Here is a 23658-nt window from a genome sequence, read left to right on the forward strand (position 1 = left end):
ATATAATAAAAAAGGTTCGGACAGTAATTATCCGAACCGGAATGTTTCACGTGAAACATTAACTGCTTTTAAGATAAGAAAGTTTGAATCAGTTCGTAAATCTCAGCAGGCTTTTCCATATGAGGAAGATGCTTTGTATTTGGAACAGTTGCTGTCTCCACTGCTGGATTATACTCTTTATATTCATTCATACGTTCATCAATATCTTCCAGAGCACCTCCGCCAATCAGATAAATACTGTTATCTATTTTCTTTAATGCGTTAACAATATTACACTTTATATAGTTACACTCAATGCTTGCATAGACAGACTTAGGCGATTCACCCAGATGGGCCGCTTCGTGATATGCATCAATCAATCCTGATTTAACTGAATATGGATTATAGTAGTAGTTAGTCATAAAATCCTTAGTAATGGCCTGTTTACTGCATGATATATGGTAAATCAGGGTTCCTACAATTGGAAGGTCTAACATGAACTTATATAACTTGGCATTCTTGCCCGGAACCTGACAGCAGGAAAGAATACTCTCAGGATTAACAAACATAAGTTGATTAAATAGTTCAGGTGAGTTGCAGCAGGCCATAATCCCTAAAGCAGAAGATGAACCGGTTGCAACCATATCTGTCCTATGACCGATTTCTGATTTGATAAAATCACATAATAACTGTACATATAGGTAATTTGTATAGGTGAGGTTTGGTTTCTCCGAACGTCCAAATCCTAATAAATCAATTGTGTATACAGTATATGACTCAGACAGCTTTCCTGCCAGGTTCTTCCATTCATAGCCGCTGGAAGCAGGAGTTAAATCATGTATAAGTAAAATTGGTTTGCCGGAACCTGATTTTGTGTAATGGATATTGCCAAGGCGCCACTTATAGCACAAGGCTTCTGGTTCTCCTAAAACATTCTTTGAGGTTGTGGACAATTTAATTGCTTTATTAATAAGAGCAGTAGTAGTAGCTGCTCCTGCTGATAGTATAAGTAAGGTGAGTAATTTATTCCTTGTTTTCATTCAATTATAATCTCCTGAACTTGGTCATCTCATACCATTTGAATAAAAGTAGTTTTGCTTTATCTATTATAATACAAGCTGGGGGCTATTACAACGTTTAGAGAATTAAATTATTCTTAAGAGTTTTCAGACAGAAAAATGTTTCACGTGAAACATTTTTTGTATAAAATGAGAAAAATACGGGTTTATTCTATTTTGTCATAGGAAAAGAATTGGAGTTGTGATATAATCGTAAAAGTAATCGAAGAAAGATTTGTTTTTTCGAGAAAGGAATCAATACAAATGGGACGAATTATAACAATAACCAACCAGAAAGGCGGGGTTGGTAAAACTACAACAGCCATCAATCTTTCTGCCTGTTTGGCTGAAGCAGGTCAAAAGGTTTTGTTGGTGGACTTTGATCCCCAGGGTAATGCCAGCAGCGGATTGGGACTGGAACGGGAAGATTTTGATAAGACAGTGTATGATATGCTGATTGAGGAAGCGCCTGCTGATGAATGTATTGTAAAGGAAATACAGCCTAACCTGGATGTCCTTCCTTCTGATATGAACCTGGCTGGAGCTGAAATCGAGTTTCAGGAAGTGGAAGAAAAGGAAAAACTGCTCAGCATCTATCTAAATCAAGTTCGTGATACATACGATTTTATTCTGATTGACTGTCCCCCATCTTTGAATATATTGACAATCAATGCATTAACAGCAGCAGATACAGTGTTGGTCCCAATACAGTGTGAATATTATGCCCTGGAAGGATTAAGCCAGGTTTTAAAGACAGTAGATCTTGTAAAGAGAAAGTTAAATCCGGATTTAGAGTTGGAAGGTGTTGTATTTACCATGTATGATGCCAGGACAAACCTTTCCCTGGAAGTGGTGGAAAGTGTTAAAAGCAGCCTGAACCGTACCATATACAAAACCATTATTCCAAGAAATGTCCGTCTGGCAGAGGCACCAAGCCATGGAATGTCCATTAACCTTTATGATTCCAGATCAACAGGTGCTGAAAGCTACCGGTTGCTTGCAGCAGAAGTAATGAGCAGAGGAGAAGAGTTGTAATGGCTAAAAAGGGATTGGGAAAAGGCCTTGGCGCTATATTTGGCGAAGATGTGATTAAGGAAAGCGAAGAGGATATTGCGAAGGCAAAAGCAGCGGCAGCTGATAAAGGGGAAGAGAATACCAGTGAACGAATGGTTAAGCTGGCATTGATTGAGCCTAACAAGGAACAGCCAAGAAAGGACTTTAATGAGGAACAGCTTGGGGAATTGGCTGAGTCCATTAAACGGTATGGTGTTCTTCAGCCGCTTCTGGTTCAGAAAAAGGGAACTTTCTATGAGATTATAGCCGGTGAGCGCAGATGGCGTGCGGCAAAGATGGCTGGTTTAAAGGAAATTCCTGTTGTACTGAGGGAATATACGAAACAGGAAAGCATGGAAATTGCCCTGATTGAGAATGTACAGAGAGAGGATTTAAACCCTATTGAGGAAGCTTTGGCATACCAGCAGCTTGTAAAAGAGTTTCATCTGACCCAGGAAGAGATAGCTGAAAGGGTTGCTAAGAACAGGGCAACCATAACAAACTCCATGCGGCTTTTAAAGCTGGATGAACAGATTCAGGAAATGCTGATTCAGAATATGATTTCCAGCGGACATGCAAGGGCGTTACTTTCCCTGGATGATAAAGGGCTTCAGCTTAAGGCAGCTAAAATGATTCTGGACGGAGGTATGAGTGTAAGGGAGACAGAACGTCTGGTAAAGAAGCTGGCCAGGGAAGCCAATGATGATGGCAGTGAGAAGAAAGATAAGAAGAAAGACGAAGCGTTAGCTATCATATACCAAAATTTGGAAGATAGAATGAAGAGCATTATGGGTACCAAGGTCAGTATCCATAACAAGGATAAAAACAAAGGCCGGATAGAAATTGAATATTATTCAGAAGCAGAACTAGAGCGGATTGTGGAGATGATTGAATCTATTCGTTAGACACAAAGGAGTGAAGATATACAATGGAGAACAGCATTTTAAATCTATGTCCATTTGACCCCGCATACATTATTATGGGACTTGTGATATTAGTGGTTTTGCTGCTGATATTGGTAATTGTAACAATGACTAAGCTTAGAAGGCTGGACCGCAAATATGATTATTTCATGCGGGGAAAAGATGCGGAAACCCTGGAAGATATAATCATGGATGAGATTGATGAGCTTCGGGACCTGAGGGCTGAAGACAGGAGTAATAAGGATTCAATCCGTACCCTGAACCGTAATTTCAGGGCGTCCTTTCAGAAATATGGTGTTGTGAAATATAATGCGTTCAAAGGCATGGGAGGAAACCTGAGTTTTGCCCTGGCGGTCCTGGATTATACCAACAGCGGATTTGTCATGAACTGCGTACACAGCAGGGAGGGATGCTATCTGTATATCAAAGAAGTGGATATGGGACAGACGGATATTGTCCTTGGCAACGAGGAACAGGAGGCGTTGGAACAGGCCTTGGGATATGTGAAGAAAAGTTAGTACTGATGAATGAATATAAAGGACACATGGAATGCGATGGATCTGTTCTGCATTCCGTGATGTCCTTTTTTTGTGGGATAGAAGCAGGGATGGACTTGGCGGTGGTACATGTTGTCCAATGGGCGCATAAAATAATATATCAATAAAAAAGCAGGTGAAAACATATGGCACAGGTATCAAGTCAGGCGCAGCTGGCAGCAGCATTGCGTAATCAGGAACCTTTCATACAGATAACTGACGATTTCCCGCTTACTTCCCAGATTAATATTCTGTATGATGTTACAATAGAAAGCCTTATGGATGAAACCCATACGATTTACAAGGCCCCGGAATACAACAGCTATTTATTCAGGATTCAGAACGGAGGCATTCTGAGGCTGGCTCATACTATCATTGATGGGCAGTCCCAATACCATGATCAAACCAGCGCTGCGGCACGTTCCCTTATCTATGTAACGGGCGGCGCCCTTTATCTGGATGAGGGAGTGGTCCTTAAAAATAACATTTCATATGGGGCAGGGGGAGGGGTCTTGCTATATAATGGCGGGAGCTACACGAACCAGTTCCATATGACGGGCAATGCACGGATCACAGGCTGTTCCTCCCGGACCAATGGCGGAGGCGTGTCCATTTCCTTAAGCAGTCAGGATGATATAGTTTCCATTTCTGATAAGGCCATGATTGACCATAATTCGGCCAATCATGGGGGCGGTGTCTACTTTTATCCTGCAATCGTGGGACTTGGAGGTACGCTTTCTGTTTCGGGAAATGTACAGGTTACGGATAATACCGCATCTTCCACTGGCGGCGGTATCTACTTTTCCGGTTACCAGGACGGCAATAGCGCCCCTTCCTTTCTCTCATTGGATGGGACACTTATCATTTCAGGCAATACGGCGGTCCATGGGGCGGCAGTTTATTTCTATGGGGTAAATGATGGGGACCGCATGAGTGTGAAGGGGGGAGTCTCCATTACTGAAAATACTGCGGTTAACAATGGTGGCGGAATCTGTTACAGGGCGCCCTCCGGCAGTGCGGATCTTGTGATTGATAATTCATCCATAACACATAATACAGGTGGAACGGGCGGAGGCATCTATCTGCTCAGTGATTCCGGGGGAAGCATGGCTTTACTTGAGACCGTCATATCAGATAATACGGCGCAGAATGGGGCCTCCGGGTCTGGTGGCGGTATATGGTTCCAGAACGATAGTATGGACCGTCCTGTCATCATTTCCCTAAATGAGACCAGGATCATACGGAATACTGCCACGGAAGAGGGAGGAGGAATCCGTTTGTTCGGCGGTCCCGGCTCTTTTTCTTTCCGCATGAGTAAATGTTCGGTCTCAGACAACAGCGCAGTGAAAAACGGGGGCGGTCTGCTGATGAGCAGCGCTGGCGGTATTACCGATATACTGGAAACTACGATTACAGGAAATACTGCAGGGGGATCCGGCGGAGGTTTTTATTATGCTAACAGCCTTAAGGGGACTTCTTCGCAGATCTTTATAACAAATGATACAATTACTGGAAATATGGCCGGCAGGGAAGGCGGAGGACTCCGGTTTTCTTCGTCTTTGGGAGCGGTCATTACGGATATTACGGACAGCGTGGTGTCCGGCAATATCGCAGACAGCAACAGCGGAGGAGGCATCTGGCATGGCGGAACCAGTGATAAGCTGACACTTCATGGTACTACGTCTGTTAGTGGAAATTCATCCTATGAAGGCAATGGAGGAGGGATTTATTTTAACAGTGATGTGGGAACGCTTATTCTTATGGATCAGGTAAAGATTACCGGTAATCATGCAGATGGGCGCGCTAGCAGCTTTGGTAACCATGGCGGCGGCATCTGTGTGGTCCCGGGCAATGTGACTATCTCCGGTCAGGCAGAGATTGCTGATAACAGCGCTCTTTTATATGGAGGGGGAATCAGTGCGGCTGAACAGTCGCGGATTGACTTTATAAGCGGTTCCATTCATGATAACCGCTCTTTACGTTATGGTGGTGCGGTCTATAATCATGGCGGCAGCATTTTTACCATGGGCGGCGGCAGTATCCTTGAGAATCAGGCTGTTTACGGCGGCGGTTTTTATAACAATACGGACGGGCAATTGCTGATTAACGGGGGTACGGTCAGCCGGAACAGCGCCGATGTGGGAGGCGGTATCTATAACGCAGTCCAATCTTCGGCAACGCTTTCCGCTTCGGTGTCTTTTGGCGGTGAAGGAGCAAATACCGCTGCTTTGTATGCACCTGGGATTTACAACCAGGGAGACTTTTACACGGAAGGATTGCGGGATGTCACAAACGGGGTTTATATATCTTCGCGAAGCGCTGTAGTCCGGATTGAGGGACCTCTTATATCCGGATTCAAAATTCAAATTGATAATTCAGGATACGTGAGTCCAAATGAAGCAGGAACTGCTATTGTAATCGGGGAGGCGTCACCGCCTTATGCAGAACTGACTGATGATGACCGGGACGCTTTTTTAAAGCCGCCTTCTGACTTTGAGGGCTGGGAAATACGTCTCAGCGATGATTCTTCCCAGATACTGCTTGCTCCAATACAGTATACAATCCGGTATGGGAATCTTATGGGCGCTTCTAACTCAAACCCGGATACCTACCAGGTGACGGATCCGGATATCATATTGTCGACTCCTGGCCCTGTTAGCGGATACCGTTTCACTGGCTGGTTTGATGCTATGGAAGGTGGGAACCAGGTTACACGCATTGTACAGGGAACCATGGGGGATATAACCCTGTATGCCAGATGGGAAAAGGTTTATCTTATCATCACGTATGATGCCAATGATGATAACGGTCCTGCTGCCTGTGGGATTCCCCTTCCTGAATCATTCCAGGAAGGACAGGAAATCATCATCAATGATTCCCTGCCTGTACGTCCATGCTATGTATTTGCCGGTTGGAATACCCGTCCGGATGGGAGCGGAATTGGCTATAGTCCAGGAGAAATCATTGATTCATTATCTGGCGATATCATACTTTATGCGGTTTGGGAAATTTCATGTTGTCCGGGATTGCCACCCTGTTGTCCGCTATTGCCGCCGTGTTATCCGGGATTGCCGCCCTGTTGTCCGCCATTGCCTCCGTGTTGTCCGGGATTGACATCGTGCTGTACGCCTGCCATGCCATGCCGTTAGTCTTTATACGGTTATGGAGTGATTGTAATCTGTAAGAAGGTTATGATTTGACAACTGCCATACAGTATGGAAGACGGAAAATTTTTACTATTTTTTCCATTTTTATCAGGCTGGTATTCTGGGGAGCCAGATATCATCTTTCTTTCCGGTATTGGCTGAATGATTGAGGTTTTTGTTTTTTTAAAAAAGAAAGGGGCAGTCTGGGAAATTCCTGCATATGATATTGGTAAGAGTAAATTGGAAAAGGGAGATCAGATGCAGGATATTGAATATCTGAAGAGTATGTATCCGTCTGGGATAAAGATACTTCAGGGATATGTATCAGAGGCGTGCGACAGGCTGGACTATAAGAACAGCCCCATGTATGACGAATATCCGGACCAACTGATGGTTAACAGACTGTGTGATACTATCTGTGATACAGTCATGTCATCAGAAGGCGCGGAGCGGGTCAGCGGTATGTGGAACATAACAGAGGCTGACAGAAGTTCTCTGGAGATGGAGGAACTGCATAATGATATGAAACGTCTGGATATAGATTCCTCGGATGATGATCCGGATGTGGTTCAAGATGAAACGCTGCCTGAAGAATGTTATAGGATAGAGACAGAGTCAGTCAGGGAGAATCAGGGATTGCGGAATGTGAATCAAGAGGAACCTGATGCAGATGCTTCGAATCATGTACATGGATGTGGCAAATCCGATATCCGTTCTATGGAAGAGCGGATGGAGACTCAGGAAATGAGAGGAAGAAATCCGATGGGACCGGGACCAGGCAGGCCACCGATGGGACCGGGGCCGGAGAGACCGCCGATGGGGCCAGGACCAGGCAGGCCGCCGATGGGACCGGGGCCGGAGAGACCGCCGATGGGACCAGGGCCAGGCAGACCGCCGATGGGACCAGGGCCGGAGAGACCGCCGATGGGGCCAGGACCGGAGAGACCACCGATCGGACCAGGACCAGGCAGGCCACCGATGGGACCGGGGGCAGGCAGGCCGCCGATGGGACCAGGACCAGAGAGACCGCCGATGGGACCAGGACCAGGCAGGCCACCGATGGGACCGGGGGCAGGCAGGCCGCCGATGGGGCCAGGACCAGAGAGACCGCCGATGGGACCAGGACCAGGCAGACCGCCGATGGGACCAGGACCAGGCAGGCCACCGATGGGACCGGGGGCAGGCAGGCCGCCGATGGGGCCAGGACCAGAGAGACCGCCGATGGGACCAGGACCAGGCAGACCGCCGATGGGGCCGGGACCGGAGAGACCGCCGATGGGGCCAGGGCCAGGCAGACCGCCGATGGGGCCGGGGCCAGGCAGGCCACCCCAGGGACCAGGGCCGGTAAGGCCGCCTAGACCAGTACCACCGCCACCCAGGCCACCCCAGGGGCCAGGGCCGGTAAGGCCGCCCAGACCAGTGCCGCCACCACCCAGGCCACCCCAGGGGCCGGGACCGGTAAGACCGCCCAGACCGGTGCCGCCACCACCCAGGCCAGTGCCACCGCCACCCAGACCGCCCAGGCCAGTGCCGCCACCACCCAGACCACCGAGACCGGTGCCACCGCCACCCAGGCCAGTGCCGCCGCCCAGACCACCGAGACCAGTGCCGCCGCCAAAACCGGTTTATAGGCCTTCATGGCTTAGGGATCTGATTAAAGTCCTGTTGCTGAATGAGATGCATAACAGACGGTGTGCCAGGGGGATTTGTTTTATATAGGAACCGATAAACCATTGTTTTGATGTTCCGTTTTCAATCTGGCAAAGGGTTTACACAAAATTTCGAAAAGATTAAGTTGTAGTTTTACTGGTTATTATATAAAATAAGAGATAACCAAAATAACCTGTCTATGAGGAACAGATACACATATGAAAAGAACATTACAGAAAGCAGGAATCTTATTCCTGATATTTATAGCGGCCCTTGTAATATATTTTGTCAGTGCCAGGAACACAATGGAAAAGGAAAACACGGTCTACACTTCCATGGAGGAACCTTCCCTTCCTGTTGTGTATACCAAGTTAAATGGAAAAGAAATCAACTGCCTGCACGGTTATATGCAGGACATGGGCAATCAGGCGGCCAGGGACAGTATCTCTGTGCTGCCTGAAAACCGTGAACTGGGGATTAAGATAACGGAATATGGCAATACCATAACAGGAATCAGCTATGAGGTGAGAAACCTGTCATTGGACAGGCTGATTGAGCGCACGGATATAACGGAGTGGGACAGTTCCGAAGGGATTACTACGGCGGTCCTCCCCATCCAGAACCTTTTGATGAGGAATGAGCCGTATTATCTTACTCTTAATGTAAGCACCAGCGAAAGCCAGATTCGCTATTATACCAGGATTGTGTGGCCGGATAACAACTATGCTTACGACATGGTTAGCCTGGCAGAGGAATTTTCCAGAAAGAGCCTGGATTATGAGCAGGCAAGGGAGCTGGTGTCTTATCTGGAGACAAATGATACAGAAGACAACAGCAGTCTTGGACATGTGACAATCAGGGCCAGCTTCAGCCATCTGACCTGGGACGGACTTGACGTGGAAATGGCGGGGGAGCCGCAGGTGACACTGCAGGAATTTGACGGTATCATGGGCCAGGTAAAGGTCAGGTATACGGTGGCAATCACTGAGAGTGATAATACCAGGACATTGGTTGATACGGAAGATAATTTCACCATGAAGTGGAATGAGAAGCGGATTTACCTGATGAATTATGAGCGCAATGCCAATGAGATGTTTACAGGGGAAAGGGAGGCATTTTCCGGTAAACGGATTCTTCTGGGCATTACCAATGACAATATGATTAAGTCTGTTAAAAGCCCCAAATCCCGCTATCTTGCATTTAAGACGGGAGGGGACCTGTGGTGCTATGACCAGACTGATAATGAGCTGGTGCGCATCTTTACATTTGACAGCAGCAAGGATGACGGGGTACGGAGCAGGTATGACAGACATGATGTGAAAATACTGTCCGTCCAGGAGGATGGCACCGTGGATTTCCTTGTATACGGCTATATGAACCGTGGGAAATACGAGGGCCGCATGGGCGTCATATATTACAGCTACGACGCGGAGAAGGACACGGTCAATGAAAAGTTCTATCTGGCTTCATCGGAATCTTTTGAGAAGGTCAGGGAGGATGTCAACAACCTGTCCTATCTCAGCCAGAACAGCATGATGTACCTGATGCTGGAGGGCAGCGTATACGGTATTGATTTAAAGAGTAATGAATCCCTTGTGGTTGCGCAGGGGCTTACCAAAGGCAGTTTTGCGGTAAGCGGGGACGGAAGCAGGATTGCATGGCAGGACGGAGCCAGCCTCTACGAGTCGGAGAAGGTCCATGTCATGGATTTTAATACGGCCCAGAAACAGGAGATAGCGGGAGCTGAGGGGGATTTTGTCAGGGTATTGGGATTTGTGGGCAATGACCTGATTTATGGTTTCAGCAGTTCTGGTGATAAATGGATTGTTAATGGACGGACGAAGGGCATGCCCATGTACGCCATGTATATTGTGGACAATGAGATGCAGGTGGAAAGTGAGTACAGGAAGGACGGCATCTATATCTCGGACGTGGTGGCGGAGGATGGGCGTATCCATCTGAAACGCCTGGTGCGTCTCAGTGAAAACCAGTATATGTATCAGGACCAGGACACCATTGTCTGTAACCAGAAGGTGGATGACGGGGAATTAAAGGGCATTGGGTACTTTGCCTCCCAGGACCGGGGCCGGGTCTATTATGTACAGGCTGACTCGGATTTAAACGGGGACAAGGTAGATATATCAGCGCCAAAGGCATTTTCCTATGAATTCTCAAGTACCCTTGATATCAGTTATGCATCAACGGCCCAGGCAGATACAGGCATGGTGTTCCATGCTTACGGCGGGGGTCATTATCTGGGGTCCTCCAGAAGCTTCAGTACGGCCGTGGACATGGCTTATGGGCAGATGGGATTCGTGACGGACGGGAACCAGCATATTGTATGGGACAGGATTAACAGAGGCCCCATCCGCAATATCAAGTCGCCGGTGGAAGAGGCGAGGAAGATGACCAAGTACCTGGAATCCTTTGATGGAAGCAGGATGTACGAGGAGGGGCTGATCCTCATTGATGCGGGCGGATGCAGCCTGAACCAGATCCTGTATTATATTGATAAGGGAATCCCGGTCATTGCCTATGTGGATGCAGGGAGATATGTGCTGTTGTCCGGATATGACCAGTATAATGTAACCCTTTATGATCCACAGACCCAGGAAACCACCAAGATGGGACTGAATGATGCCACGGAATATTTTAAGGTACTTCAGAATGATTTTCTGTGTGCGCTTACTGTAAATTAATAATAAGTCAATTCCTTCCGGATTTTGTGTGATGGTCTGGAAGGAGTTGACTTTTTTATTAAATTTTGATATGCTGTCTGCGATGGTTAGAATAACCTAACTTGCAAATAAGGAGAAAGAGGATTGAAATATATTTGGATAAATCCAGTGACGGAAAGCATGTATGGGAAGCCGGTCCTGGATGGGTTCTTACAGAAACATGGGTTTACCCGTGTCTGGTGCAGGACGGACTGGGGACGGGAAGTGAAGGAGAAGTACAGGAAAATGCTGGACGGATGCAGGGATACGGTGGCGGATGCACGGTGCCCCATGGCCTGTGAATTAGTGAAATCCATGGCAGAGGACGGCGTGAGGGAGGCTGGGATTGAACCAATCCTGATTCACTGTGCAAGGGAAATCAGCAGCAGGGAAGATTTAAGGAATGGGGAGAAGATCATAACCACGCCATGTGTTTCCCTGGCAGATATGGGAAATTCCCTAAGGCTTCCCAATACACGGTTCATCACGTGGAACGCCCTGTTAAAGGAGCTGGGGCAGAGACCGGAGGGAAAGCAGCTTCATGCAAGCCCCATCCCGCCCGGGTTCTTTGCAGGGATGGAGGAGCGGGTACAGAGCCTGACCGGGAAAGAGGAGATTGAAGCGTATATGAAAAGCGGCAGATGGAAGGAAGTGCGGCTTATGGAAATGCTGTACTGCCATAAGGGCTGCCATAACGGGGACGGGGTGGTAATGGATGAAACATAGATGGAAGGATGCGGCGGCGCCGGTCATCGGCATAGGCGCTGTCCTTCTCGTGTGGTACATGGTGTGCAGATGGGGGATATTCAGCGCCTATGTGCTTCCTCCTCCGTCCAAGGTACTGCAGGGCTTTTTAAGGATGCTGGTATCCGGCGAGCTCTGGAAGGATATCTATATCAGCTTCATCCGGGTCATGAAGGGATTTGCCATTGCATTCGTGCTGGCGTTCTGTCTGGGGATGCTGCGGGCGCTGCTGCCTGCTTCGGGCAGGTACTATGAATATGTGGTCCAGTTCTTCCGCAACGTGCCGCCATTGAGCATGATTCCTTTATTGATCCTGTGGTGCGGGATTGGGGAGACGACGAAGACAGTCATTATCGTGCTGGCGTCCTTTTTCCCGATGTATCTGAATATTGTGAAGGGATTTACCGGGTGTGACAAAAAGCTTCTGGAGGTGGGGGACATGTTCGGATACTCCAGAGGAAGGAAATTCCTGCGGATCGTGCTGCCGTATGCATCGGCGGACATCCTGGTGGGCATGCGCATCGGCCTGGGATACAGCTGGAGGGCAATCATCGGTGCGGAAATGGTTGCGGCGTCCACCGGACTGGGGCATATGATATTATTTGCCCAGCAGATGTCCAGGACGGATAAGGTTATCGTGGGTATCCTGGTCATCGGGGCAGTGGGATATGCAACGGACCGCATCTTTGGACTGGTAATCAGCAAATTATTGAAAGGATCCTGTGACAATGGCTGGAATTGAGCTTATTAACGTACACAAACAATATGTGGTGGATGAACGGCCTGTCAAGGTCCTGAATGGAATCAGCCTTCAGATACCGGAGAAGCACATCACGGTAATCCTGGGACGCAGCGGATGCGGCAAGACCACGCTCCTGCGCCTGACAGGCGGTCTGGAACAGGTGGATGAAGGGGAAATACGGTATGGACTGTCCCATAAGACCGCATTCGTGTTCCAGGAGCCGCGGCTTATGCCATGGCTGAATGTGTGGAACAATGTCACCTTCGGTCTGGAAAAAAAGGACCAGGATCAGGAGAAGATTGAATCTATCATCGCTGCCGTGGGGCTTTGCGGTTTTGAGAAGGCATATCCGTCCCAGCTTTCCGGTGGAATGCAGCAAAGGGCCGCCATTGCCAGGGCGCTGGCCTATGAGCCGTCCTTCATCATGATGGACGAGCCATTTGCTGCCCTGGATTATTTTACAAGGGAACAGATGCAGAAGGAGCTTTTGCGGGTTCAGGGGGGACAGGGCAGCAGTATCCTGTTCGTGACCCACAGCATTGACGAGGCCCTGCTTCTGGGACACCGTATCGTGGTGATTGAGAACGGGCTGGTCAAGGCCCAGTATCAGGTCCCTGAGACAGCGGGGGAACGGAACCTGCTGGATGATCTGTTTATTTCCCTGAAAAGGGATATTATAAATAACTTAAATACAACTGAATGAGGAGGATATGTATTATGAAACGATTCATGGCATTTGGACTGGCACTGTGCATGGGGGTTACGGCCCTTACGGGATGCGCGGACGGCACCGCGGCAACCACCGCGGCAGTAACTGAGGCACAGACAGGACAGGCAGGGAATAAGGCAGAGGATAAGGCGCAGGAAGAGGGCACCGGGGCAGATATGCCTGAAACCGCCGGGGAAGCCGGGAAAGAGGGTCAGAAGGTCGCAAGCGGCATTGACAAGCTGGTGCTGACCTATGTGGTATCGCCGTTAAATGTCCCCAGTATCATTGAGAAGAACCAGAAGATTTTTGAGAAGGACTTTGAGGCTATGGGCATTTCCGTGGAATATGCGGAAATCAATTCCGGCGCGGACCAGACCCAGGCCCTGGCATCCGGCGATGTGCAGATCCTTTACGCGGTTGGGGCAACCTCGGTCATCCTGTCGGCCGCCAATGGGGCGGACATCAAGGTTCTGAACATGTACAGCAGGTCGCCTAAGGCATTCTGTATGTATTCAAAGGATGACAGCCTGACCACGCCTGAGAGCCTGAAGGGCAAGACCATTGCCGGGCCTGCGGGAACCAATCTCCATGAGCTTCTGGTGGCCTATCTGGCCACGGGAGGGCTGACCATTGAGGATGTGAATTATGTGAATATGGGGATTCCTGATGCAAAGGCGGGCCTGGACGGAGGCAGCGTGGATGTGGCCCTGATTGCAGGAGCAACTGCTTACCAGGCCAGGCAGCAGGGGTATCATATGGTTGCCGACGGTGAGGGACTTATCAAGGCCATCATTGCGGTAGCTGTAAGGGAGGACTTCTATGAGAAGAACCAGGATGTGATAGGGCGGTTCATGGAAGCCCAGGATGAGATTGCTGCCTTCATGAAGGATAACCAGGAGGAAACCCTGAAAATCGTGGCAGAGGAACTGGACCTGGATGAGGAAGCGGTACAGGAAATGTATGGATATTATGACTTCTCCATGGATATCAGTGAGGAGGATAAGGAAGGGTTCCAGAAGACAGCTGATTTCATGCTGGAGTCAGATATGATTGAGGCGCCATTGGACGTAAATACGTTGTTTATCCAGTAATATACGGCAAAGGAACCAGTGCCCGGGATTCCCATCCGAGGATTTTGAAATCGGATGGGAATCCCGGGTTTTCTTTTGGAACGGCAGATGGAAAAAAGGGATTTACAGACCATGGTCTGTACGCCGGATTTGCGTTTTACTTTACAAATCTGATTCTTATGGTATAATCTAAGAAAGATGTAAATAAAATATGAACAAATTTTTACGTAATTGTTTAGGAATGTTGTCCTTGGATATGGGATTTGTTTAAATAAATATCAGAGGTGTGGAATGGAACAATATATAATCAAAGGCGGCAACCCGCTGGTGGGCGATGTGACCATAAGCGGTGCCAAGAATGCCGCACTGGGTATTCTGGCCGCTTCTATCATGACAGATGATGACGTTTTGATTGATAATCTGCCGGATGTACGGGATATTAATGTACTGTTAGAGGCCATAGAGGAAATCGGTGCAAGGGTTGAACGCATTGACCGACACACTGTAAAGATTAACGGAAGCAACATAAAGGAAGTATCTGTGGATGATGAATACATCCGCAAAATCCGTGCATCCTATTATTTCATCGGTGCACTGTTAGGCAAGTATAAGAGCGCCCAGGTGCCCCTTCCGGGCGGCTGTAATATCGGCAGCAGGCCCATTGACCAGCATATCAAGGGATTCAGGGCTTTGGGAGCCGAGGTTATCATCGAGAGGGGCGCTGTGATTGCACATGCCATTGATTTGGTGGCAAGCCACATTTATCTGGATGTGGTTTCTGTTGGCGCAACCATTAATATCATGATGGCGGCAGCCCTTGCAGAGGGGCAGACCATATTGGAGAACGCTGCCAAGGAACCGCATATTGTTGACGTTGCCAACTTCCTCAACAGTATGGGCGCCAATATCAAGGGAGCCGGAACCGATACCATCCGCATCAAGGGTGTGGACAGGCTTCACGGGACAGAGTATTCCATCATTCCTGACCAGATTGAGGCAGGTACGTTCATGTGTGCGGCTGCGGCAACCAGAGGGGATATCATGATTAAGAATGTGATACCAAAGCATCTGGAAGCCATTTCCGCAAAGCTTATGGAGATTGGCTGCGAGGTGGCTGAGTTTGACGACGCGGTGCGCGTTGTGGGCAAGCCTTCCCAGAGGCATACGGACATCAAGACCCTTCCGTATCCCGGTTTTCCAACAGACATGCAGCCCCAGATGGCAGTTGCCCTTGTGCTTGCCAACGGAACAAGCATGGTGACGGAGAGCATTTTCGAGAACCGCTTTAAGTATGTGGATGAACTGGCCCGTATGGGCAGCAACATCAAGGTTGAGGGCAATGTGGCTGTCATAGACGGCGTGAAACGCCTGACAGGAGCACAGGTCAATGCGCCTGACCTGAGGGCGGGAGCAGCGCTGGTGATTGCAGGACTGGCAGCGGACGGATATACGGTTGTGGATGAGATCGGTTATATCCAGAGGGGCTATGAATGTTTTGAGGAAAAGCTCCAGGGACTGGGCGCCATGATTGAAAAGGTGGATTCGGACAGGGACCTTCAGAAGTTTAAACTGAGGGTTGGCTGAGACGGTTGGATAGAAGGATAGGTGAAGGACGCAGGCTTTGCACATAGGGATTTCTATGTGTGGAGCCTGCGTTTTTGTGTTGGATGGATGCGTTGGATTGGGATTACCGGAGCGGCTGGCGGGAGTGGATGTTCCAACATTAATCTTCTGGTTCGGCCTCCCATTCGGTCAGGGCGCCGCTGTATGCGTCCAGTTTGAATTTATATTCCATGCCGTCATATTTAATCCTGCCCTTATATTCCATCCTGCCGTCGTCTTCCTCCAGCTTGATTGAGATATCGCTGTTACTGGCGCCGGGCACCCTGGCTAGGACAGCAGCCATTGCCTGGGACTGGTCTATCCTGGCCGCGCCTTCCGGCGGGGCCTGGAGGTTGTGGTCATCCAGGTCGTGGTCAAAGCTGATGATCCGGCCGCTGGAACGGTCGATTTTGTACTCATATTCGTTGTTGCTGTTGGTTTTAAATTTTACCTTGTACAGTGTAACCCCGTCATCGTCATCTTGCTTTACCTCAATTTTTGAGATGTCCTGGCTGGAAATGCCGGAGTGGGTTATGGCAATATCGCGGGCCTGCTGTTCGTCTATTGTGCCGGTGCCGGTATTGGCGGGGGGCTGCGCAAAACCGGGATTGGGGGCGGGGGATTGGGGCTGGCTGGAACCGGAATTGCTGCCGGGAGTTTGCGTCTGGGCGGAGCCGGACGGACTGCCAGGTACTTGTGCGTGATTGGATTCGGACGGATTCCCAGTTGTCTGTGACTGGTTGGAGCCGGGCGGACTGCCAGGAACCTGTGACTGGTTGGAGCCATATGCCTGGGAGGTGCCATATGCCTCATCGGGATCGGAGCCGGGACTGGAACCGGAACCTGATTCAAGATTGAGGTTGTCCAAATTGGCCCCTGAAATCATGGATGAATCAGATGGATTCCCTCCCCCATCAGCCAAAACAGGAATCCCGGAATCCAAAGGCCCCTGTATCACAACTCCGGTAAGGGCGTCAATGGCGTATTCGTACTCGTTGCCATCGGAGGAAAAGCAAATCTGGTAATAAAAGATATCATCCTTTTTATCCAATCCGGCAGTGGTGAATTCAGCCTGGTCCGATGACAGGCCCGCGGACCTGAGGGCAATCCCTTTTGCGGATTCAATTCCTATATAATCAGCCGACTCCCGGTCATCTGAGCCGCAGGCGGATATGGCCAAAGTAATGGAGAGAATCAGGCAGGCCAGTAAATGTTCATGCTTCATATGATCTCCTTTCGGTTATACAACAGGTTTTTCGCCTTTTGGAAGGACTACGGTAAAACAGCTTCCCACCCCGGGCCTGCTGTTTACGCTGATATCCCCGTCATGGAGCCGTACAATCTGCCTGACCATGGACAGGCCCAGGCCAAGACCGGAACCAGCCTGTCTGGAGCTGTTTACCTGGTAAAAACGCTGCCAGATTTTCTCCTGGTGTTCCGGGGCAATCCCGATGCCGTCGTCCTCCACTTCCAGTATGAGATTATCCCCGCTGTCATGGAGTTTTACTCGGATGCGGCCATTATCCTTACCGTATTTGCGGGCATTCTCCAGCAGGTTCATGATGGCCCTGGAGAGGAGATGGGCATCTGCCTGGGCGTGAAGATGTTCCTTTATGTCCCGTTCCAGGGAAATGCCTCTGGCGCCGGTATCCAGCTCCTCACACAGGGTTTCCACCATCAGGCTGACGTCCGTATCTTCCTTTGCCAGCTTTCTGGTGCCGAATTCCAGCCGTGTCATGTCCAGGAGCCGGTTTATGAGCAGGGACATTTTCTGCGCCTGCCGTTCAATGACAGCAACACCTTCCAGGTACTCTTCCTCGCTTCCTGCGTATTTCCTGATATAACTGCACTGGGCCAGGATGACGGCGGTTGGGGTCCTCAGCTCATGGGATGCATCAGAGGCAAATTGTTTTTCTGTTTCAAAGGAGTGTTCCAGGCGTTCAAACATATGGTCAAAGCTGTTGGCCAGGCGCAGGGCCTCGTCTGAGCCTCTGGTAAGACCGATACGGCGCGTCAGGTCCCGCCCCTCGGTAATACTGCCTGCTGCCTTTGTAATCTGTTCTATTGGCTCTAAGGCCCTTCTGACGATAAGATATCCCCCAAGGGAGGCTGAGAGGATGATAAAGGGAAGTATGAGGAAAAACATGGACAGTATGCTTCCGGCTTCCTGGCTGCTGTTATGGCGCTGGATCGTGCCGCGGATCCACACCCCGTCCTCCCAACCGGAGGGAACCCACAGGTCAAACACATAGAAGCCGTCCTCTGAGCCGGAAACCGCCTTAGTGACGCCATTTTCCAGTTCTGCGTCCACGGGGAAATAGGGCGGGGTCTGGCCGGACAGAAGGGCCTTGTTCTTATTGTACAGTAAAATGTAGACGCCATTTTTATAAAAACTGAAATCTTGATCCAGGTCAAGCTGGCGGTTGCCGGTCAGACGCACCTTGCCAACATTTTCCCTGACCGTGTCAGAGAGGAGGCTGTATGCCTGGTTCCTGGCAACCTGGCTGTCAATGGTCAGTATAAGAATCAGGCAGATACCGGAGATGATGGTCATGAAGGCGGTAAACCATAGGGTTATCTTAAGCTTGACCGACATGCCTGGCCTGACCTTCCTCCGCCTTCCGGATATCCTGTTCATGCGTCCTCCTTCAGCATCCAGCCTGTGCCCCATACCGTGCGGATCAGCTTCTTTCCTTCCCCGCTGTCAATCTTTTTGCGCAGGTAGCTGATATAGACATCCACCACGTTGGTGCCGCCGCTGTAGTCAAAGTTCCACACATGGTTCTCAATCTGTTCCCTGGACAGCACCTTGCCCTGGTTCAGGGCCAGATATTCAAGGATTGCATATTCCCTGGAGGACAGTTCGATGGCGCGCGCGCCCCTGACAACGGAGTGGCTGCCCGTGTCGATTCTCAGGTCACCGATTGCAATGACACTGGTCCTGTGTGTGCTGCGCTTTCTTGTCAGCACCCGGATCCGCGCAAGCAGTTCATCAAAATCAAAGGGCTTGATAAGATAATCATCCGCCCCCAGATCCAGTCCGGCGACCCGGTCCGCAATGCTGTCGCGGGCAGTGAGGAACAGGACCGGGGTTTCTTTGCCCAGGCTGCGCAGGCGTTTTAAAACCTCGTATCCGTTCCGCCGGGGCATCATGATATCAAGGATTGCGGCGTCGTAATCCGCGCTTTCAAGATAAGTAAGGGCCTCGTCCCCATCATGGCAGGAATCCACCCCGTAACCTTCTTTTTCCAGGGTCCTGGTTATCAGACGGTTCATATCGCGTTCGTCCTCAGCAACTAATATCCTCATACGTCCCTCCTTTAGTCCATTGCCTTTAGCCGTATCATGTCTGTTGCTGACATTATACATAAAAAAATGTATGATTCATATCTTCTAATGATATTTTAATATTTAAATTTTAAAATATCATTAACAGAACAAAATCCATATCAAAATATGAACAGGAGGATATGATATGAAGAAGATAGCAGCAGTAATGGGAACCGCGTTTGCAATCGGGGTATTATTCATACCCACAACCATGGATGTACTGGCAGCGGATATCACGGAGGCCAGGGCCAGGGAGATTGCCATGGAACATGCAGGGGTATCTGAAAAGAAAATCCCATTTATCAAGGCAGAGCTGGATGATGAGGATGGGAAAACGATTTATGAGGTGAAATTCCACACCAGGGACAGGGAAGAGTATGAATATGAGATTGATGTGTCATCCGGAAGGATCATAAAGGCGGAGTATGATGCAAACGTCAGTTCCAATGGCAGGGATGGACAGAAGGATTCTTACATTAAGCCGGAGCGGGCGAAGAAAATTGCAGCGGAACACGCCGGATTCTCTGTATCAGAGGTAACATTTGTCAAAACCAAACTGGATTATGAGGATGGGCGTCAGGTTTACGAGGTGGAGTTTGTCACGGATGATAACAGGGAATTCGATTATGAAATTAATCCTGTTTCAGGAAAAATATTAAGTTATGAACAAGATGCCAGGCACTATGACAAGGATGCCGGGTCAGGCGGGGATACTAAGAAAATAACGTTGGGGAAGGCAAAGGAAATAGCATTGAAGCGGGCCGGGGTCAAGGCTTCCCAGGCAACCTTCACCAAAGCAAAACAGGACTGGGATGACGGCAGGCTGATATATAAGGGCGAGTTCGTATCAGGCGGCCTGGAGTATGAGTTTAAGATTGATGCCGGGACAGGGGAGATTGTGGACTGGGATGTGGAGGATGATTAACAGGACGGTTAAAAGACAGGCAAGTCAGGTACTGGATGGGGAATCGGTTTTGGGTATAATTACGGAAACAGGGCGCAGGTCATGTGGATTGCCTCCATTGCCCACAATGAAACCGTGGGAATCGGCAGGATTCAGGACTGGGCCACCCATGAAATCGGCAATGAGTTAAGCGCGCTTTATGATACGCCCCATGGCGTGACTCTGAGCGCGGTCATGGGTTCCTGGATGAGGTATGTATACAAAAACCATATGAATCGGTTTGCCAGATATGCATATGAAGTATTTGGAGTATCAAGGGAAATGGAACCGGAGCAGGCAGCCCTTACGGGGATTGCCGCCACCGAGGATTTCTTCCGCTCCTTGGGGCTTCCTGTCAGCATAAAGGAAGCAGGTATCAATGACTGTGATTTTGAGACAATGCTGGACCACATTAACTTCCGCAATGGGAACCAGACCATTGGAGGAATCACTGCGCTGGACCGTGAAGATGTGAGGAATATATTAATTATGTCAGCAGGCTGAACACATAGCCGGCCCGGGAAGATTTCCCGGGCCGTTTTTTAAATGAAAGATAAAAAAAGAGGGAGTGTGCCCGTTAACATCTGTAAGTACATGAAAATATGGCAGGAAAATATTTCCTGTAACCAGTGGCATGTACCAAAGGTTTATGTTATAGTAAAATTAACTGTTAAAGGTTCAAGTATGAGAGGAGGAAACCCATGAAAGAAAGAATGAAACAAAGGCTGCTGTCACTTCTGCTTGCCATGGCAATGATATGTTCGCTGACCGCAGGTATGCCGGTCACTGCCTTTGGCGCGGACCAGGACATTGTGGTGCTTTATACCAATGATGTCCACTGCGGGGTGGATGACAACATCGGCTATGCCGGACTTGCCCTGTACAAGAAGCAGATGCAGCAGCAGACACCGTATGTCACCCTTGTGGATGCCGGGGATGCCATACAGGGCGCGCCCATCGGTACGCTGTCAGAGGGTGGGTATCTGATTGATATCATGAACTACGTGGGATACGATGTGGCTGTTCCGGGCAACCATGAATTTGACTATGGAATGGCCCGGTTCTTAGACCTGGCAGGCAGGCTTAACTGCGGCTACTATGCATGTAACTTCATGGACAAGGTAACAGGCACAACCGTATTTGCACCTTATAAGATGATGACATACGGCGATACGAAGATTGCCTATGTAGGCGTTTCCACTCCGGAGAGCTTTACCAAGTCCACACCTGCGTATTTCCAGGACAGTGCGGGTAATTATATCTATTCCTTCTGCGAAGATGAAAGCGGACAGGGGCTTTACAACCAGATTCAGGCAAGCGTGGATGCGGCCAGGAATGAGGGGGCCGGGTATGTGATACTGGTGGGCCATCTGGGGGAGACAGGCGTTACGGACAGATGGAGTTCCGTCAATATCATTAAGAACACAACCGGGATTGATGTGTGCATTGACGGCCACTCCCATGAGACAACCCCATCCATGACAGTTAAGAGCAGGGACGGAAGGGATGTAATCATTACCCAGACAGGTACAAAGCTAAATAATATCGGCAAGCTGACCATCAGGACCGATGGGACCATCGTATCAGAGCTGGTATCAGAGGTTCCGGCCATGGGCACCGCAAGGGAATATGTGGTACAGAAAAATGACAGCCTCAGCCGGATTGCCAAGCGGGAGCTGGGCTCTTATGACAGATGGATTGATATCTACAACAATAATCTGGATAAGATAAGGGATGCCAATGTGCTTAAGCCAGGCATGCGTCTTCTGATTCCGGGAAGCAGTCTGATAAATGAGGACGGCAGGGCAATGGATTACAATACGGACCGGTTCATCAAGGGAATCCAGGACCAGTACAACGAGACACTTAAGGTGGTTCTTGGCACTACCCCGTATCTCTTGACAGTGAATGATCCGGCTGACGGAAAGCGCAGGATTAGAAGCGGGGAGACAAACCTGGGGGATTTGACGGCGGATGCTTACCGGGTACAGCTTGGGGCTGACATCGGCCTGAGTAACGGAGGCGGTATCAGGACCGACATAAAGCCTGGCAATATCACCTATAACGATACCCTGGCAGTATTCCCGTTCGGCAACATGGGCTGTGTCATTGAGGCAACAGGCCAGAAGATAAAGGATGCGCTGGAGATGGCCTCCAGGGATTATCCGGAGGAGTGCGGCGGATTCCTTCAGGTGTCCGGGCTTACCTACACCATTGATACTTCGGTTAAGTCCAGTGTAAGGCTGGATGACAAGGGGAATTTCATAAGTGTGGACGGACCTTACAGGGTAAAGGATATCATGGTAAACGGCGGACCCATTGATTTGAACCGGACCTATACGGTTGCTTCCCACAACTATATGTTAAAGTCTGGCGGCGACGGCATGACCATGTTCAGCGGATGCAATGTGATTAAGGATGATGTAATGGTGGACGTGGATGTCCTTTCCTCCTACATAAGGAGCCTGGGCGGTGCAGTGACCGCGGATTATGCGGATCCGCTGGGGCAGGGGAGGATTCAGATTCAGTAGTATGGGGACTATTGACGGGTCAGGCGTTTGTCAACGGCAATTCCCATACATACGACAGCAATTCCGGCAAGCTTGCCCGGGGGCAGGCTGCCTATCAGGAACAGGTCGGTAAGGATTCCTGTTCCTATCTGTCCGATGATGATAAGGATGGTTGCCTTAAATATCTTCAGCTTATCATATACAACCGTGTTGAGTACACAGGCAAGCGCGCCCAGGGGTCCGGTCAGGTATCCGGCCGGATTGGACATGGTAAATGCAGCCAAATCCAGACGGAAGCCGGATATGGCAAGGTAAAGGATGAAGGAAGCGGCTCCGCCCACAGCAACATTGGCAAGAGAGCCATTCAGAAGGCCTGCATACTGGCAGGCCAGAAAACTGAGCATGCGTGTGATTACGGTAAAACATCCCAGGATAACGGCCAGCAGAAGTAATACGGTCAGGGCCAGATAGCTGCCTGTCAGCCGTATATCTGCCAGCCCCGCGCTGTTGATGATGAATATGCCTGCAATGATAAGTGCAAACCCCAAAAGCCGAAGACGGTTAAATGGCACCTTTTTTGCGCCAAGCCATCCGTAATGGTCAGTGACCGCAGACATGATAAGCTGGCCTGCGACTGAAAGGCAGACAGTGACCGCAGTACCCAGTATGTTGACGCATAATCCGGTAAATCCGATGACAAAGACACCGGTGATGCCGCCTAAGGTGGCATAGGGCGGGATTCCCTTAAAGGAGGGGAATCTGCCTTTTGCCATAAGCTGATACAGAAAGATGGTAAGGGCATTAAGTGACTGGCTTATGAAGCCCACGCCGATGATTCCCAAGGCAGGGAATAACAGGCCGTTGCAGCTGCTTTGGGAAGCGATGAAGGCACCTGACAGGATAGCGGTTAAAGTATATAGCACGTTTATTCCTCAATTCGTTAGAT

Annotated in this window: 20 protein-coding genes; 14 read left to right on the top strand and 6 right to left on the bottom strand. The window is 49.5% G+C overall.

Features of this window, described 5'->3' with window-relative positions; translation table 11 throughout:
* Positions 1 to 68: 68 nt before the first annotated feature.
* Positions 69 to 1019, bottom strand: a complete 951-nt coding sequence (locus MCJ35_RS25470; protein ID WP_025484634.1) for an alpha/beta fold hydrolase — start codon at positions 1017 to 1019, stop codon at positions 69 to 71.
* 282 nt (positions 1020 to 1301) lie between these two features.
* Between MCJ35_RS25470 and MCJ35_RS25475 the strand changes: the two genes are divergently transcribed.
* The 5 genes from MCJ35_RS25475 (at position 1302) to MCJ35_RS25495 (ending at position 8053) form a co-directional block, all read left to right on the top strand.
* Positions 1302 to 2072: a ParA family protein gene (locus tag MCJ35_RS25475; RefSeq protein ID WP_025484633.1), complete on the top strand. Its 771-nt coding sequence runs from the start codon at positions 1302 to 1304 to the stop codon at positions 2070 to 2072.
* Positions 2072 to 2995, top strand: a complete 924-nt coding sequence (locus MCJ35_RS25480) for a ParB/RepB/Spo0J family partition protein (protein ID WP_008723115.1) — start codon at positions 2072 to 2074, stop codon at positions 2993 to 2995. Before MCJ35_RS25475 ends, MCJ35_RS25480 begins: the two co-directional genes overlap by 1 nt.
* A gap of 23 nt (positions 2996 to 3018) precedes the next feature.
* Positions 3019 to 3531, top strand: coding sequence for a DUF4446 family protein (locus tag MCJ35_RS25485; protein ID WP_008723116.1), 513 nt, complete (start codon positions 3019 to 3021; stop codon positions 3529 to 3531).
* A gap of 164 nt (positions 3532 to 3695) precedes the next feature.
* Positions 3696 to 6698 carry an InlB B-repeat-containing protein gene (locus MCJ35_RS25490; RefSeq protein ID WP_025484632.1) on the top strand — a complete coding sequence of 1001 codons (3003 nt, stop codon included), beginning with the start codon at positions 3696 to 3698 and terminating at the stop codon, positions 6696 to 6698.
* A 689-nt stretch (positions 6699 to 7387) separates the two neighbouring features.
* The gene (locus MCJ35_RS25495; RefSeq protein ID WP_240299697.1) at positions 7388 to 8053 is read left to right on the top strand and encodes a hypothetical protein; all 666 of its coding nucleotides are present in this window, start codon (positions 7388 to 7390) and stop codon (positions 8051 to 8053) included.
* Here the strand turns inward: MCJ35_RS25495 and MCJ35_RS25500 are convergent.
* The gene (locus tag MCJ35_RS25500) at positions 8050 to 8334 is read right to left on the bottom strand and encodes a hypothetical protein (RefSeq protein WP_240299698.1); all 285 of its coding nucleotides are present in this window, start codon (positions 8332 to 8334) and stop codon (positions 8050 to 8052) included. The genes MCJ35_RS25495 and MCJ35_RS25500 overlap by 4 nt on opposite strands.
* Positions 8335 to 8563: 229 nt before the next feature.
* Here MCJ35_RS25500 and MCJ35_RS25505 point away from each other — a divergent pair, with 229 nt between their 5' ends.
* The 6 genes from MCJ35_RS25505 to murA all read left to right on the top strand — a co-directional run bounded on the left by MCJ35_RS25505 (position 8564) and on the right by murA (position 15911).
* Complete coding sequence (locus MCJ35_RS25505; RefSeq protein WP_025484631.1) at positions 8564 to 11044, top strand: cysteine peptidase family C39 domain-containing protein; 2481 nt, start codon at positions 8564 to 8566, stop codon at positions 11042 to 11044.
* 123 nt (positions 11045 to 11167) lie between these two features.
* The gene (locus MCJ35_RS25510) at positions 11168 to 11788 is read left to right on the top strand and encodes a hypothetical protein (RefSeq protein ID WP_025484630.1); all 621 of its coding nucleotides are present in this window, start codon (positions 11168 to 11170) and stop codon (positions 11786 to 11788) included.
* A complete protein-coding gene (locus MCJ35_RS25515; protein WP_008723122.1) occupies positions 11778 to 12548 on the top strand; it encodes an ABC transporter permease in 771 nt (256 codons plus the stop codon). Before MCJ35_RS25510 ends, MCJ35_RS25515 begins: the two co-directional genes overlap by 11 nt.
* Entirely contained in the window at positions 12535 to 13251 is a 717-nt protein-coding gene (locus tag MCJ35_RS25520; protein WP_025484629.1) for an ABC transporter ATP-binding protein, read from the top strand. Before MCJ35_RS25515 ends, MCJ35_RS25520 begins: the two co-directional genes overlap by 14 nt.
* Positions 13252 to 13265: 14 nt before the next feature.
* Positions 13266 to 14348 carry an ABC transporter substrate-binding protein gene (locus tag MCJ35_RS25525; protein WP_025484628.1) on the top strand — a complete coding sequence of 361 codons (1083 nt, stop codon included), beginning with the start codon at positions 13266 to 13268 and terminating at the stop codon, positions 14346 to 14348.
* Between the two features lie 270 nt (positions 14349 to 14618).
* Positions 14619 to 15911, top strand: a complete 1293-nt coding sequence (gene murA / locus MCJ35_RS25530; RefSeq protein ID WP_008723125.1) for a UDP-N-acetylglucosamine 1-carboxyvinyltransferase — start codon at positions 14619 to 14621, stop codon at positions 15909 to 15911.
* Positions 15912 to 16050: 139 nt separating this feature from the next.
* Here murA and MCJ35_RS25535 read toward each other — a convergent pair whose 3' ends face one another.
* From MCJ35_RS25535 to MCJ35_RS25545, 3 genes are read right to left on the bottom strand one after another with little or no spacing between them, the layout of a single operon-like run.
* Positions 16051 to 17154, bottom strand: coding sequence for a PepSY domain-containing protein (locus MCJ35_RS25535; RefSeq protein ID WP_240299699.1), 1104 nt, complete (start codon positions 17152 to 17154; stop codon positions 16051 to 16053).
* Positions 17155 to 17169: 15 nt separating this feature from the next.
* The gene (locus tag MCJ35_RS25540; RefSeq protein ID WP_025484623.1) at positions 17170 to 18567 is read right to left on the bottom strand and encodes a sensor histidine kinase; all 1398 of its coding nucleotides are present in this window, start codon (positions 18565 to 18567) and stop codon (positions 17170 to 17172) included.
* A complete protein-coding gene (locus MCJ35_RS25545; protein ID WP_008723128.1) occupies positions 18564 to 19238 on the bottom strand; it encodes a response regulator transcription factor in 675 nt (224 codons plus the stop codon). Before MCJ35_RS25545 ends, MCJ35_RS25540 begins: the two co-directional genes overlap by 4 nt.
* 166 nt (positions 19239 to 19404) lie before the next feature.
* On the opposite strand from MCJ35_RS25545, the gene MCJ35_RS25550 reads away from it, so the two are divergent.
* From MCJ35_RS25550 to MCJ35_RS25560, 3 genes are all read left to right on the top strand, one after another.
* Positions 19405 to 20184: a PepSY domain-containing protein gene (locus MCJ35_RS25550; protein ID WP_025484622.1), complete on the top strand. Its 780-nt coding sequence runs from the start codon at positions 19405 to 19407 to the stop codon at positions 20182 to 20184.
* 42 nt (positions 20185 to 20226) lie between these two features.
* Positions 20227 to 20706, top strand: coding sequence for a dehydroquinate synthase/iron-containing alcohol dehydrogenase family protein (locus tag MCJ35_RS25555; protein WP_353656131.1), 480 nt, complete (start codon positions 20227 to 20229; stop codon positions 20704 to 20706).
* 197 nt (positions 20707 to 20903) lie between these two features.
* Positions 20904 to 22733: a 5'-nucleotidase C-terminal domain-containing protein gene (locus MCJ35_RS25560; RefSeq protein ID WP_025484619.1), complete on the top strand. Its 1830-nt coding sequence runs from the start codon at positions 20904 to 20906 to the stop codon at positions 22731 to 22733.
* A gap of 8 nt (positions 22734 to 22741) precedes the next feature.
* On the opposite strand, the gene MCJ35_RS32360 is transcribed toward MCJ35_RS25560, so the two are convergent.
* Positions 22742 to 23635, bottom strand: a complete 894-nt coding sequence (locus MCJ35_RS32360; RefSeq protein WP_008723133.1) for a DMT family transporter — start codon at positions 23633 to 23635, stop codon at positions 22742 to 22744.
* Positions 23636 to 23658 lie beyond the last annotated feature (23 nt).

The sequence above is a fragment of the Enterocloster sp. OA13 genome, assembly GCF_022440595.1.
Lineage (GTDB): Bacteria > Bacillota > Clostridia > Lachnospirales > Lachnospiraceae > Enterocloster > Enterocloster hominis.

What these genes read in the sequence shown, in the direction of transcription:
- MCJ35_RS25470 (WP_025484634.1), bottom strand. Translation starts at nt 1,019, where the DNA reads ATGAAAACAAGGAATAAATTACTCACCTTACTTATACTATCAGCAGGA.
- MCJ35_RS25475 (WP_025484633.1), top strand. Translation starts at nt 1,302, where the DNA reads ATGGGACGAATTATAACAATAACCAACCAGAAAGGCGGGGTTGGTAAA.
- MCJ35_RS25480 (WP_008723115.1), top strand. Translation starts at nt 2,072, where the DNA reads ATGGCTAAAAAGGGATTGGGAAAAGGCCTTGGCGCTATATTTGGCGAA.
- MCJ35_RS25485 (WP_008723116.1), top strand. Translation starts at nt 3,019, where the DNA reads ATGGAGAACAGCATTTTAAATCTATGTCCATTTGACCCCGCATACATT.
- MCJ35_RS25490 (WP_025484632.1), top strand. Translation starts at nt 3,696, where the DNA reads ATGGCACAGGTATCAAGTCAGGCGCAGCTGGCAGCAGCATTGCGTAAT.
- MCJ35_RS25495 (WP_240299697.1), top strand. Translation starts at nt 7,388, where the DNA reads ATGTGGCAAATCCGATATCCGTTCTATGGAAGAGCGGATGGAGACTCA.
- MCJ35_RS25500 (WP_240299698.1), bottom strand. Translation starts at nt 8,334, where the DNA reads ATGAAGGCCTATAAACCGGTTTTGGCGGCGGCACTGGTCTCGGTGGTC.
- MCJ35_RS25505 (WP_025484631.1), top strand. Translation starts at nt 8,564, where the DNA reads ATGAAAAGAACATTACAGAAAGCAGGAATCTTATTCCTGATATTTATA.
- MCJ35_RS25515 (WP_008723122.1), top strand. Translation starts at nt 11,778, where the DNA reads ATGAAACATAGATGGAAGGATGCGGCGGCGCCGGTCATCGGCATAGGC.
- MCJ35_RS25520 (WP_025484629.1), top strand. Translation starts at nt 12,535, where the DNA reads ATGGCTGGAATTGAGCTTATTAACGTACACAAACAATATGTGGTGGAT.
- MCJ35_RS25525 (WP_025484628.1), top strand. Translation starts at nt 13,266, where the DNA reads ATGAAACGATTCATGGCATTTGGACTGGCACTGTGCATGGGGGTTACG.
- murA (WP_008723125.1), top strand. Translation starts at nt 14,619, where the DNA reads ATGGAACAATATATAATCAAAGGCGGCAACCCGCTGGTGGGCGATGTG.
- MCJ35_RS25535 (WP_240299699.1), bottom strand. Translation starts at nt 17,154, where the DNA reads ATGAAGCATGAACATTTACTGGCCTGCCTGATTCTCTCCATTACTTTG.
- MCJ35_RS25540 (WP_025484623.1), bottom strand. Translation starts at nt 18,567, where the DNA reads ATGAACAGGATATCCGGAAGGCGGAGGAAGGTCAGGCCAGGCATGTCG.
- MCJ35_RS25545 (WP_008723128.1), bottom strand. Translation starts at nt 19,238, where the DNA reads ATGAGGATATTAGTTGCTGAGGACGAACGCGATATGAACCGTCTGATA.
- MCJ35_RS25550 (WP_025484622.1), top strand. Translation starts at nt 19,405, where the DNA reads ATGAAGAAGATAGCAGCAGTAATGGGAACCGCGTTTGCAATCGGGGTA.
- MCJ35_RS25560 (WP_025484619.1), top strand. Translation starts at nt 20,904, where the DNA reads ATGAAAGAAAGAATGAAACAAAGGCTGCTGTCACTTCTGCTTGCCATG.